This is a genomic window from Frondihabitans cladoniiphilus (genome assembly GCF_039544345.1).
GTDB lineage: Bacteria > Actinomycetota > Actinomycetes > Actinomycetales > Microbacteriaceae > Frondihabitans > Frondihabitans cladoniiphilus.
Genome location: NZ_BAABLM010000007.1, coordinates 30,419 through 42,311, shown reverse-complemented (window position 1 = coordinate 42,311; position 11,893 = coordinate 30,419). Strand labels below are relative to the sequence as shown.

General features: G+C 66.2%; 10 protein-coding genes. 1 reads left to right on the top strand and 9 read right to left on the bottom strand.

All coding sequences use genetic code 11. The annotated features are described in order from the left end of the window. Nucleotides 1-30: 30 nt before the first annotated feature. Nucleotides 31-1,098 (bottom strand): hypothetical protein, encoded by a 1,068-nt coding sequence (locus ABEA39_RS14780; RefSeq protein WP_345376700.1) that lies wholly within the window; start codon nt 1,096-1,098, stop codon nt 31-33. Between the two features lie 80 nt (nt 1,099-1,178). Here ABEA39_RS14780 and ABEA39_RS14775 point away from each other — a divergent pair, with 80 nt between their 5' ends. Further along, a complete protein-coding gene (locus ABEA39_RS14775; protein WP_345376699.1) occupies nt 1,179-1,976 on the top strand; it encodes an NAD-dependent epimerase/dehydratase family protein in 798 nt (265 codons plus the stop codon). 613 nt (nt 1,977-2,589) lie between these two features. Here ABEA39_RS14775 and ABEA39_RS14770 read toward each other — a convergent pair. The 8 genes from ABEA39_RS14770 to ABEA39_RS14735 are packed head-to-tail and all read right to left on the bottom strand — an operon-like array spanning nt 2,590 to nt 11,876. Further along, nucleotides 2,590-3,108 (bottom strand): DUF4913 domain-containing protein, encoded by a 519-nt coding sequence (locus ABEA39_RS14770; protein ID WP_345376698.1) that lies wholly within the window; start codon nt 3,106-3,108, stop codon nt 2,590-2,592. Beyond that, a complete protein-coding gene (locus ABEA39_RS14765) occupies nt 3,105-4,805 on the bottom strand; it encodes a type IV secretory system conjugative DNA transfer family protein (protein ID WP_345376697.1) in 1,701 nt (566 codons plus the stop codon). The genes ABEA39_RS14770 and ABEA39_RS14765 overlap by 4 nt, the downstream gene beginning before the upstream one ends. After that, on the bottom strand, nt 4,802-5,272 hold the full coding sequence (locus ABEA39_RS14760; protein ID WP_345376696.1) for a hypothetical protein: 471 nt from the start codon (nt 5,270-5,272) through the stop codon (nt 4,802-4,804). Before ABEA39_RS14760 ends, ABEA39_RS14765 begins: the two co-directional genes overlap by 4 nt. Further along, nucleotides 5,269-6,372 (bottom strand): hypothetical protein, encoded by a 1,104-nt coding sequence (locus tag ABEA39_RS14755; protein WP_345376695.1) that lies wholly within the window; start codon nt 6,370-6,372, stop codon nt 5,269-5,271. Before ABEA39_RS14755 ends, ABEA39_RS14760 begins: the two co-directional genes overlap by 4 nt. Before the next feature lie 39 nt (nt 6,373-6,411). After that, nucleotides 6,412-7,983, bottom strand: a complete 1,572-nt coding sequence (locus tag ABEA39_RS14750; protein ID WP_345376694.1) for an ATP/GTP-binding protein — start codon at nt 7,981-7,983, stop codon at nt 6,412-6,414. Continuing rightward, a complete protein-coding gene (locus tag ABEA39_RS14745) occupies nt 7,980-9,725 on the bottom strand; it encodes a hypothetical protein (protein ID WP_345376693.1) in 1,746 nt (581 codons plus the stop codon). The genes ABEA39_RS14750 and ABEA39_RS14745 overlap by 4 nt, the downstream gene beginning before the upstream one ends. Next, nucleotides 9,718-11,235, bottom strand: coding sequence for a hypothetical protein (locus tag ABEA39_RS14740; protein ID WP_345376692.1), 1,518 nt, complete (start codon nt 11,233-11,235; stop codon nt 9,718-9,720). The genes ABEA39_RS14745 and ABEA39_RS14740 overlap by 8 nt, the downstream gene beginning before the upstream one ends. Further along, nucleotides 11,157-11,876: a hypothetical protein gene (locus tag ABEA39_RS14735; RefSeq protein ID WP_345376691.1), complete on the bottom strand. Its 720-nt coding sequence runs from the start codon at nt 11,874-11,876 to the stop codon at nt 11,157-11,159. The genes ABEA39_RS14740 and ABEA39_RS14735 overlap by 79 nt, the downstream gene beginning before the upstream one ends. Between the last annotated feature and the right edge of the window lie 17 nt (nt 11,877-11,893).

Sequence of the window (11,893 nt, the reverse complement as noted above, 5' to 3'; positions counted from 1 at the left end):
CACCACCCGTCACACCCGAACGACCGCGTCTCACCGAGAGCGGACCGCGGCCAGCCCGCGTTCCACTCCGGTGAGACGTTCGTCGTCGAGAAGGCCTGCGTGATAGACGTACAGCTCGTCGACGCCCGCGTCCACCAGGGCGGGCCAGCTCTTTTCCGGTGCGTCGGGTGCTCTCGGCGGCATGCCCGAGACGTAGGCGGCGAGGGATGCACCACCGCACCGATCGCGGAGATCGGCGGCTGCTCGCCCCTCCTCGAGTGCCGATGTCGGCACGATGTACGAGTCGACCCCCTCGACCCGGCCGAGCACCGCCGACGCCGGCCCGACACCCCACGGGTCCGGCTGAGCGTGGACGGCGATGCGCCGCACTCCTCCGTCTCGGGCGGCCGACACGACGGACTCGGCGAGCCGCGCCGTCGAGCGGCGGCGGACCTGCAGGAGGACGTCGGCGACTCCGCCGAGCGCGTCGACGTCGGCATTCCGATCGACCGAGGCGCGGACGTGGGCGGCGACCTCCTCGGGATCGAGGCCCGACGCCTCGAGGGCACGACGACAGGATCGGCAGAAACAGAGGGAGAGGAGAGCGATCGCACCTCTCCCCCATCCCCCGCCCTCGGTTTTCTCGTGTCGCCCGGCGTGCTCGAAGCCGAGGGGTCCGCAGGCCTCCAGGACGAGACCCTCGGCACCGTCGAGCGCGATCTCGGAGACCAGGGTCGTCGCGTACTCGACGACGCGATCGTCGGACGGGCAGAGCGCGTAGGAGTACACGTCGCCGAAGGCGTTCGTGACGCACGCGTCGGGCACACGTCCTCCGGCGACGGACGAGTGCGTGAGGACGATCCAGGCCTCGACGGCGAGACCGGCCTCGGTGACGGTGTCGCTCGCGCGAGCGAACGAGTCCGGCGCGGCCCAGGCACCGGGCGGCTCGGGTCGGAGAGCCCTCCCCGCCCAGGCGGCGGGGCGAACCATCGTGTAGAGCGCGGCCTCGTGGGCGTCGACCACGCGGTGACCGGGATGACGAGGGGTCGCGGCTCGGACGGAGTGGTACGCAGCCGCCAGAGTCACCGAGTCGGCCCCGGAGTCGGCGAGACGTCGCACGGAATCAGGGTCTCCGAGGAGGTCCCAAGGGTATGCGCAGAGGCTGGTCCTGACCACGAGCCCTACCGTAGCCTCTTCTCATGAAACGTTTTCTCATCACCGGCGCCGCCGGCCGACTGGGCTCGGAGCTGCGCCCCCGGCTGCTCGAAGCGGGTAACCAGCTCCGCCTCCTGGATCTCGTGGAGCCTGCCGAGCCCCCGGCGAAAAACGAAGAGTTCATCCACGGAGACCTCACCGACCGCGCCCTCACTGCAGAAGCCGTGAAGGACGTCGACGTCGTAGTCCATCTCGGTGGCGTCCCCTCCGAGCGACCCTGGTCGACGGTCCTGCAGGCCAACATCGACGGGACCGAGAGCCTCCTCTCCGCGGCCGCGTCGATCGGGGTTCCTCGTGTCCTCCTCGCCAGCTCGATTCACGCGGTGGGCTTCACGCCCCTGTCGGAGGCCCGGTCCTCCCCCGTCCTGGACCCCCGGCCCGACTCCTACTACGGGGTCAGCAAGGTCGCCGTCGAGGGTCTCGGCAGGGTCTACGCCGACCGCTACCCGATGCTCATCGTCGCGGCCCGCATCGCGAACTTCGCACCCGAGCCGACCGACCGGCGCGGCCTCTCGTTCTGGTGCTCCCCTGACGACCTCGCTCGCCTTGCTCTGGCCACTGCAACCACCGAGGCCACGGGATTCCACGTCGTCTGGGGCGTCTCCGCGAACACCCGCTCAATGATCGACTCCTCGGCTGGCCTCGAGATCGGTTTCGTGCCGCGCGACAACGCCGAGTACTTCGCGAGCAGCCTGCCCGACGACGACTCCCTGGGCACCTTCCTCGGCGGCAGCTTCACTCGGCCCGAAGCGCGGCTTGGACTCGACCCGAACCGAGACTAGGGCCTCGTGGTGGATGACGAATGCGCCGCCCTGCTGCGACGGCATGCCGGGCCTTGCAGCCACAGCGCCAATCCCTTCCGGCTGTAATCGATTCGTCACCGATACCGACACCGACACCGACACCAACGCCCGCCGCGTGGCAGCGACCGCAGCCGTGTGAGGCGTTTCGTCACCGGGGGCCCTTTTTTTGGGCCACGTCGTAGTTGTCGCAGTGGGTCTAAGCAACTGCGCCTGCGCTAGCTCCGCGCTAGCGGATCCTTCATGGCTTTACGGGACAAGCCGGCCGTCGCCGAATCCACTACCCGGCATCCGATCACCACGTCGCGATTGGGTCGGACAACTGCGGCAGGTGCCGCTCTTCGACCGCTCATCAATGTCTGGGTCAGACTGCAACGCTTGTCCTCCAGCAGGTGAGACGTGGGTGGGCCTCTTCGCATTCAACGGTCGAGAGTTCGTTCTTGCGTTCACGGATCGCTCGAAGACTGACAGGATTTTCTTCCCGCCCGTCGGGCCAATGGGCGGGCGTAACACAGCCCTCCCGCTAAGCACGTGGCTCCTTCACCGGCGCGCGGGCACACCGTGGTTGGTATACATCTCGTCGTCGAAGCATGTGTCAGAAGGTTGGTGGTTGCCAGTCATCTGGTGGGAGAGTAGCCATCTTGGGGTCGTGGTCGCGCATCCGATGAGCCAGGTGGCCGCGGGTCATGTCGCACTCGCGGAAGGGCCCGGTTTGTCCGTCGAAAAGGACGGCACGGTGTCGGTCCCAGTGGTTCAGCCACCAGTTTGAACGGGCTTCCAGCGAGAGGCTCACTTCGACATCCTGCCAAGCGAAGTAGAGCGCCAATAGGCGGGCGGTCGCCTCTGGGTGCAGCCACCACTTGGGGCACCATGGGGCGCGTTCCCGATCCCCTGAGACCTCGACGGTGTTGAAGTGCTGGTCGAACCAGTCTAGAAAGGGCCCCCGGATGTCGATAGGAGATGCTGGCTCGTAGCTGGGCTCCTCGTGTGAGCTGTGAGCGCTGGGGCGGGGTTCGAGAAGGTCGAGGTCAGCCCCCGGATCGAGCTCTCGGTCGGCGCTCTCGGTGTCGGTAACATCGATTTTGGGGTCTTTTTGGGTAGGTTCGTCGCTCATGGCCGCGCCCCCGCGGTCATGGGTCCATTTTTGACTTGCGCGATGAGTACTCGATCACGGAACCAGGGCTGAGAGGTCAGCATCACGGGCCGGCACTTGGAGTTGAACATGACTACGCGCCATTCCGGGAGGTTAGCGAGCTTGTCGACGTCGAGGGTGTTTACCTGGCGTGTCGACGTCGACGACGACATTTGGCCGTCGCGGCCGGTGGAGGTGCCGTAGGTGGTCTCGTCGTACTTTCCAATGAGCTGTGTCAGATCCCCGAGGAAGTCGGGGTCGGCGACGCCGCCGCCGTAGACGCGGTTCGCGGCCGCGTCCCAGAGGGCCTGCCAGCCGCTGCGGCCGAAGGCCTCGACACCTTGGGCTTTGGACTGGAAGTAGGCGTTCAAGATGATCCCCATGGAGCCGTAGAACGAATACAGCGACGGCAGCTCGGGCCACCGCACAATGTTGGCGCACTCGTCCAGCTCCATCACAAGCGGCACCGTGAGGCGGCCGCCGTTGCGTTGGGCTGCACGCTCGGCTTTCTTGCCGATCGCGCGCACGAGCGCCGTGAGGATCGCACCGCCCGATCCGGCACCGTCCTTCGAGAGCAGCACGAGGGTGTCTTTCCCCTGCACGAACTTGGCGGCGTCGAATGGGCGCACGCCCGGTTCCTTCTCGTTCACGCTCGTGTCAGTCCATGCCACGAGGCGGTCGTTTTTCAGTGCGGAGGCCATACGGCGGGCGGTGCTGAATGTCGACTGCTTCGTTTTCTCGGCCGCGTTCAGAACACCGGCAACTGTCAGAGCCACACCTTCCAGGCCGTGTTCGTCGAGGATCACCTGAGCGTCTTTGCCGTAGTTTCCGGCCAGCCAGCGATAGACGATCGCTAGCCCGAGGTTCTTGACCGCGGCGGCCAGCAGGAATGCTGACAGAAGGTCGCGGCCATCCGTGTCGAATTGCGCGTCTCCACCCTTGTCGGCCTCGCCGCGGGTGGATGCCTCGAAGATCATGGCCAGCTCCGCGGCATCTTCTAACGTCTCGATGTCCGAGAGTGGGTTATAGACGAAATCGGGTGTCAGCTCGTCGCGGTAGATGCGGTTGGGGTCGAACAGGTACACCGTGCCGCGGTCTTTCCTCCCGGCGATGACTTCCCGCACCCCGTCGACTTTGTTCGAGGTCATGATGCACGCCCCGGGGGCTTCTAGGCAGTGCCGGATGACGAACGCGCTCGTCTTACCCCGGCCGGTGCCGAAAACGTAGACGCCCGTTTCACGCCACCCCTGATAGACCCATTGAGTTCGGCTCCCGATCGTCCGTCCGATGCTTTGCCCGCACGACATGACGGCGTTCGGATGCAGGCGGGCTGTCTCTGCCGTGCGCTGTTTGGCCCGCAGAATTTTGGTCTGGGCTTTCGTGGCCATGTGGGCTAGGGCGACGTTGCCGCGCTTGTTCGCGGCACGCCTTGCCTGCCAGGAGAGCAGGACCGTGAAGAGCGCCACGGCGATGATGAGGAAGACGATCATGAACGCCGGCGCCGATTTTGGCAGGGGTGTTCCGCGCAGCAGCATGTCACCGAGCAGCTGCACGGGGTTCCATGGGTAGTCGCCCGTGGAGTGGGAGAAGACCGCTCCCGCGTGGATCGCGAGGTAGACGGCACCGAGTAGTAGCGCGAAGAGGAAGCCGACGAGGACGTTGGTTCTGGCGCTGTTCATACGGTGGTCCGTTCGTTGGTGATGCTTATCTGGTGCAGGAGCCGGCGCGCGACGCGGGCCTCTTGATCGTCTCCCGCCAAGCGTTCGGCGATCTGGAGATCAACGCCGAGCATCAGGGTCATCTCAGATGGCATGACGCCCGTGGCCGACAGCTGTTTGAGGAGCGCGTAGCGTTCCGGCCGTGTGGTGACGTCGTAGGTTTTCGCCAACCGGTAGGCCTCGTGCAGCCACTTCATGGCTTCGCGGACGTGCTGCACGCTGCCGTCGATGTCTCGGCCCTCGATGCGGTACTTCACGCACACGTCGACGGCGCTGTGTCGACGCAGCTCTTCACGGTGGGCGGTGAGGGTTTCCCCAAGCCATAACCCACAGGTCGCGATGTCGGGGAAGTCCGTCGACGCGATAACCCACTCGTGACCGACGAAGTTCGCGATCGACGGCAGTTGTTCAGAACCGGCCGCGCTCACGAGCTTGCCGCCGTGACGTTGAATTTCATCGGCTCATTACCCATCGGGTCAACCTCGATGTGGACGTGGTTGCAGGTATCCGCGAACTGGCGGCTGATGTTGGTCAGCCGCACCGGGTCCCCGTGGGTGGCCCTGCAGTCGGCCTGCCCGGTGCCGGAGTCGGCGGCCATGATCGGATCGAGGGTCCTGAGCAGCTTGATCGCGTTGGCATCCCACCCGTTCGTGACGACACCCCCGAGGCTGTAGAAGTCGACCGCGTGACCGCCGCCGTTCACATAGTGCGCGGACGCGGTGCCGGCACCGGCAATCTGCCCGGTGCACTTCCGGTTAATATCGGAGATCCCGATCTTCCCGAACGTCTGATACGCCACGGTGATGACCTGCAAGATGCGGGTGTCAATGCCGCAGTTCGGGACGGTCTGTCCTTCGGCAATCCATCGAATCTCTTTCAGGTGATCCGGTGCCAGGCCCGTGATCGTGCCGTTGTCGATGCCCTTGACGAGGTTCTGAGCGAGGTCCTGCGCGTCGCCTGACACCGAGACCGTCGACGCGCACGCCGCCTGCCCGCCCGTCAGCGCCGTCACGACGGCCTGAGCCGCCGCGAAGTACTTCGTGTAGTGATTCGGGTCAGCGTTGATCTGCACGGCGTGGGCGGCGAGCGACGGGGCCATGCTCTGCCAGTTGGGCACCTTTAGGAGCCGCTGGAAGAAGAACGTCGCAGCTTGGGTCGGGTCCATGCGCTGGGCGAGGGTTCCCCAGGTGTCCCGCTGCTGGAAGAGGCCCCGCGAGTCGGGGCCGGCCGCATCGCCGTAGGTGATGTTTTCCAGCGTCGATTCGCCCATGGCCGTCATGACGCCAATCTCTTGCCCTTGCGTGTTCACGCCGAGGGCGGCCCCGGCGTTCATGATCGCCGTAGCGTTCACGAGCTGGTCGCCGGAGTACCCGTCGATCGACGTATGCGCGGAGGCAGTCTGGACGTTCACGGCCGTGGCCGCGCACGCCGATGAGGTTTGGGGGCCGCCGCCGCCGATCAGCGCTGCGCCTGCGAACAGGAATACGAGAAGCAGCACCACGAGGGTGCCGCCAATCCACTTATTCATCGTCCAGTGCCTCCTTCCTTGGGCCTGATCCCCTGACCGTTAGGCGCGTGCGGCGCCGGCTTCCATGGCCTCGTCTGTGTCGGTCACTTCTGCTTCCCACGGGGAGCGAATGTGCTGCATGTGCGTTTCGGGGTTGGAGCCGAATTTGAAGATGCAGTTCCCGGGGCGGAGGTTCATTAGGACCTCTTGGGTGTCGGGGGCGAAGTTGAACGTTTGGGTGACCCAGCGGGCGTCTTCGTCTCGGTCCTGCCGGTAGGCGTAGATCGTCTGCGCCTCCTGCACCACCGTGTAACCGGGCGAGTCCGGGGGGATATCGGTGCCTTTGTGCATCACGAACACGTTCGAGATACCAAGCGACCGGGAGAGTTTCTGGTTGGACTTCACGAGGCGGGACGAGGGGCCGCCGATCATGTGCCAGCCCTCCTCGTAGACCACGTTGGTGATGAAACCGCGCTCCTGCCGGAGGCGGCCCATCAGCCACATGTTGCCGATCGCCATCACGGTCGGAACGGCCGGGCCGTCGTCGGGGAGCTGGGAGACGTCGAACGTTGTCAGCTTCTGACTCAGGTCGACGTTTTTCGAGGTCTCCCCGTCGAACGTGCCAGCGAAGTCCTCGAGAAGGTCATCCAGCGCGTACTGGATCGTCAGCCCGGCCTGGTGGAACCGGTCGGCCGCCTTCTTCGACAGCTCCTTATCAGTCGGCACACGGCCGAGAAACGGCAGCAGGTCAGACGGCGTCGGTACACGGCCGTCTTCGAACGACGCAAACGCCAGTTGCAGCGCGTACCTGGTTGCCTTCCGCTCCCAGACGCTCGACGGGGTGTCATCCCGGACGATGCGCGCCACCGCGTTCACGAGGGCCCCCTGCCCGCGGAGCCCGGTCCCGCGGACAATCTCCGGGTCGAGAAGGTTCAGGCGGGTGCCTGACCCGTCCGGGTTGAAAAGCAGATGCGTTCCGCCCATGCGGTGGACGACGCCGGTGTACTCACCGACGCCGCCCTGGTCCTTCTTGTCGAACACCACCGCACGGTGCCTGTTCAAAAGCAGCGGCCGAATCACCATGACCGTCTTCGTGAAGGACGACTTTCCCGCACCGACCGTGCCGAGAATCAGGACGTTGGGGCTCGTCAGCTCCCGCGGCTGCATGTTGTAGGCGGTCGGGGCGTCATGGCTGATCGACGTCGAGGAGAGGTTGTCTCGGCCGTTGACCACCCCGCGGAACGACGTCGGGGCGCCGATGATCCCGGTGTTCAGAATCTCGGCCTGACGTGTGGTGGTCGGGGCACCCGAAATCGTGGGGGCGTACCAGCCGCGTGACGCGGACCCGGCCGAGGAACGCAGGCGCGCCCCAGGCAGCTCGAACGGTGAAGCGTCGACGGCCCGCGGGCGAGCCGTCACGGGCGCGGCCGTGAGGGGAAGGTCTTCCTCGCCCGTGATCGCCGGGCCCAGAGCGTCCGGCGACACGAAAATCTTCAGCAGCGGCACGCTCGCCAGCCGAGGGCGGCGCTTGGGCTCCACTATGGTGCGGGCACCGCGGCGCGTGCTCTCGGCCGCCGTCGATTCAGGAGTGTCGTCCTGCTCGGCGGGGATAACGGGGCTGTGCTTGCTCATGAAAGTGCTTCCTTCTCGCTACGGCCGGCGAGGCGACCAATCGCGCGGGTGGCCAAAGACGGGGTGTCGGGGCGCAGCCCTCGACCGATAGGCCAGGTCGTGCCGGAGGCGGCGGCCTGGAAGGAGTCTTGCCAGTCGAGAAAGTCGATCCCAAGCCCCGTCGCGCAGGACTCTTCGAGCTGACGCGACGCTTGCGCGAGGTCTTCTCGCGTGGGCGCCGAAATGGTGATGTACCCGACCCAGGACGCGCCGTGGTGGTGGGAGCCCGCTTCGAGGTCCTTCGCGCGGCGCTGGGCGGCGGACATGCGGGTGGTGGAGTCGTCGGAGACGAGGCGGCCCTTCTGCCGGTCGGCCACGACGCCGGCCATGTCGCGCACGACGTCGGCTCGGGCGGCGGCTTTCGCCTGCCCGGCTGGGATGAGGTGCATGTGGAACGAGACCGAGCGGACGAACGTCAGCTCCCGCCCCACGAGAAGGTCAAGGCACCACAGCGGGGAACGTCCGGCGACCGCGAGGTTCTCGCCGTGGATCGCCGCGGTGCGGTGCCACCACGTGACGCCAGGAGCGTTGTTGATCGGGTCGCCGCGGCGGAGGATCGTCGGGTCGTACGAGTCCACGATGTGCGCCGAGAACTCGTCGTGCGACGCCAACCCGACGTCGCGAAGGGGATTCACGGGGCCGGCGAGGTCGATCGGCATGTTCGGGTTCTGCTGATGACGGATCACCGCCACCGTCTGCTTCGCGGTCAAGGGTCGGACTGTGCCCATCCGGGCGTCGACCAGACCGCGAACCGTCGCCGCGATCTGGTCGGCCATGAGGGCACGCCAGGCGTCCCGGCCGGCACCGAACTTCGCCGCCGCGTCGGTGAACTTCTGCGTCAGCGGCCACGAGACGATGACGTAGTGCCGCTGCACCATGGCGTCTTCACTTGTGAGCTGAATGACCTCGCTGTAGGACCGCTTCTGCGCCTCATAGGAGGCCAGGTGGACCTGGTGCAGTGCACGCTCCTCATCGCTCGGGTTCTCACCGAGGACAGGTGCGGACTCCATGCGTTCCAGCACCCACCGGTCCTGCATCGCGGTATCGGGTGGGAGAACGCGGGTGAGGGTCTGCACGTCGCTGATCAGCGACGCAGGCGACGCCCGCCGTGCCAGGAATCGGCCCCAGCCGGCCGCGGCCCGGGTGAGAGCCCCGGCCGTTTCCATCCCGCGAATCTGACCTGACACCGCGAACGCGACCGAGAGATAGGGCCGTTGACCGACAGGGGCGTGCCAGGCGATGCCGGGCTGGTTGGAGCTGTACTGCAACCAGCCCATGCCGTCCGACCCGTCCGGGTTCGCCCGCATCTGACCGATGAGCTTGGCCGTCTCTGACTGGTCCTTCTTCGTGGCGGTGGCCGCCTGCTTCTGCAGGCGGTCCCACTCCGCGTCATCGAACGGCACGAACGTGTCGGTCCCGAGGCGCTGCCTCGACCGCCACCTGGCCCGTTTCGTGCGACGCTGCAAGATCGTCCCGCGGTGCGTCGTCGCCGTAACGAGCATCGTCACGCCCACTCCCGCTGCCGCGATGAACAGCACAGGCAGGCCGCCGCCGAAGGCGACGCCGATCATGCCGCCGCCGATGAAGACCGTCAGGGCAATGATCCGCGGCCGTGATGCGGTGCCACCGAAGAACGACCGGTGACCCGACTCCCCGCCGAGGTATCGGACGTACGGAGGTTCCTTGGTCTCGGTGTCACTCATGGGTGTGGTCCTTTCCGTACTGCTCCTCGTGGTCCTCGACCGGCTCCGCAGCCGCCGAGCCCACCGATTCGGCAAGCCGGGACGACACGTCCATGCCCTTCTTCGCGCCCGCGGCGAGCATCGTCGGAATGCCGACCGCCGCACCGCCGCCCGTGGCGCTCTCGGCCGCCCCCGCGGCCATGGCACCGCCCTCTGCCGCCGCAGCACCGCCACTCGCGCCCGCCCCGACCTTCGCGCCCTCAGCGGCCGTCTCAGCGCCGTTAGACGCTGATGCAGCCTTGCTACCTGCCGACGCCGTGTCGGCGGTCGATCCGCCGTCCTCAGACGCCGTACTGGGAGCGGACGTCTTCGACGTCGGCATGTTCGTGGAACCGCCGCCGCCTCCCCCGCTGGAACCAGAGTCGCCCAGCTTCACGTCCGCCTCCTGCATGGAGTTCGACCCAATCTGAGGACCAGCCGGAGCACCGCCGCCGCCACCCATGGGGATGACCGGGGCGAACTTCGTCAGGATGACCGGCGAGAGGCCGGCGAGGATCAGCGACAGGATCGACACCACGAGGGTGACGGTCCGTTCCAGGGTTGGGGTCTTGGAGAAGACGTCGACGCTGGACGAGACCATGCTGTACGCGATCGCGAGCATGAAAAACAGCAGCGGATGAGACGCCAATATCCCGAACCACAGGTAGGCAATCTTCGAGCCGAACTTCCGCTTGGACTTGTCGATGATCCACACGAACCCGAGCGGGAAGAGGATGCCCGAGAAGTAGAGGGTAATCAGCTGCACGATCAGGATCAGGACCACGATCAGGAGGCCGATGATCATGAAGAACATCAGCAGCGCCCCGACGATCGCTCCCCCGGCCAAACCCGCGCCGTTGTCTTTCGCGTCGAGCATCTTCGAGAACTTGTCCACGATCGTCTGCGACGACGAGTTGATCCCCCACGAAATGAGGGAGTCCGACAGTGCCCCGAAGAACTTCACCAGGAACGATCCGAGCAGCGGTCCGAACACGGCACCGATGAGGAACAGCGGCGCGTAGAGCCCGAGAGATTCGCCCAAGTCGCGGCCGGACTGCTGGCCCCGGGCCGTTCGCACGACCTGAGGAATGATGAGCGCCACCATCACGAAGATCGCCAGGGCGAACGACACCTTGTAGGCGTTGATGAACCAGGTGGCGGTGAGGTCCGGCAGGGTCGCTTTCGTGATGGCTGGCATCACCGTGTCGGAGAGACTCTTCGCCCCGGCCTGCAACATGTTGAAGGTGTTCCCCGCAGGGTCCGACCAGAAATCCGCGATTCCCTGAGCCGTGTTCACGGCGTCACCGACCCCGTTCGCGACGCCGGTTGCAGTCTTTCCGATCGCCTCGCCGCCCTTCACCGCAGCGCAGCCGATGAAGCTGACCGCACACACGCCGTTCTCGATCGCAGACATCAGCACCCTCCTGTGAATCGGGTACCGGCATTTGCGAGCTTGGTCTGATCCACGGGCGTACCTGTGGAGATTCGCCACGCCCCGTTTTGCCAGACCATCACGTACCCGCTGACGCCCGTCTTCGTGGGGCTCAGAGCACCGTCGATGACATACCCGGCAGCGAGCTGCACGGTCACTCGATTAGGCGTGCCGCCCTCCAATACGCTCCAGACGCCATTGGTGGTCGACATAAAGAACTTCCCGTCAGGAGGGACGACTCCTTGGGTGGGGTTGTTGCCGGCTGCTTGGTACTGCGCCTCAATGTTTTTCAGCGCCTCCGACGCGTCGGGGGAAACAATGGCGTCACTGACGGTCTGAGCCTCGGCGGCGCTCGGGTACGGGTACTGCCAGAGCCACCGGTAGAACGAGGTGGCAACCTCGACCGCCCCGTAGCTGCTGTGGCCGGCGCTCTTCTGCGCCGCAAGCACCATTGCCGCCGTCCGGTCCTGCCCGCCAAGACAGCCTGTCGGGGCCGCATCGCCCTCGTTGTCACCGCCCCCGGAGGTCCCGCCTGTCGGAATCGACGTCGGGGCCGTTGACGCCGAGCTGGTCGTACGAGTGGCGGTCGGTGTCGTGTCGCCGCGGGTGTTCGCGTACACGACCACGCCGCCTACGGCGACGACGACCACGGCGGCCCCGATGACGATGGGCCACCGGGAACGGCCGGATGCTGAGTACATGCGCATGGTGCTTCTCC

Excerpts from the sequence above, each read along its gene's own strand:
- ABEA39_RS14775 (WP_345376699.1), top strand. The coding sequence starts at position 1,179 with ATGAAACGTTTTCTCATCACCGGCGCCGCCGGCCGACTGGGCTCGGAG.
- ABEA39_RS14755 (WP_345376695.1), bottom strand. The coding sequence starts at position 6,372 with ATGAATAAGTGGATTGGCGGCACCCTCGTGGTGCTGCTTCTCGTATTC.
- ABEA39_RS14750 (WP_345376694.1), bottom strand. The coding sequence starts at position 7,983 with ATGAGCAAGCACAGCCCCGTTATCCCCGCCGAGCAGGACGACACTCCT.
- ABEA39_RS14735 (WP_345376691.1), bottom strand. The coding sequence starts at position 11,876 with ATGTACTCAGCATCCGGCCGTTCCCGGTGGCCCATCGTCATCGGGGCC.
- ABEA39_RS14770 (WP_345376698.1), bottom strand. The coding sequence starts at position 3,108 with ATGAGCGACGAACCTACCCAAAAAGACCCCAAAATCGATGTTACCGAC.
- ABEA39_RS14745 (WP_345376693.1), bottom strand. The coding sequence starts at position 9,725 with ATGAGTGACACCGAGACCAAGGAACCTCCGTACGTCCGATACCTCGGC.
- ABEA39_RS14765 (WP_345376697.1), bottom strand. The coding sequence starts at position 4,805 with ATGAACAGCGCCAGAACCAACGTCCTCGTCGGCTTCCTCTTCGCGCTA.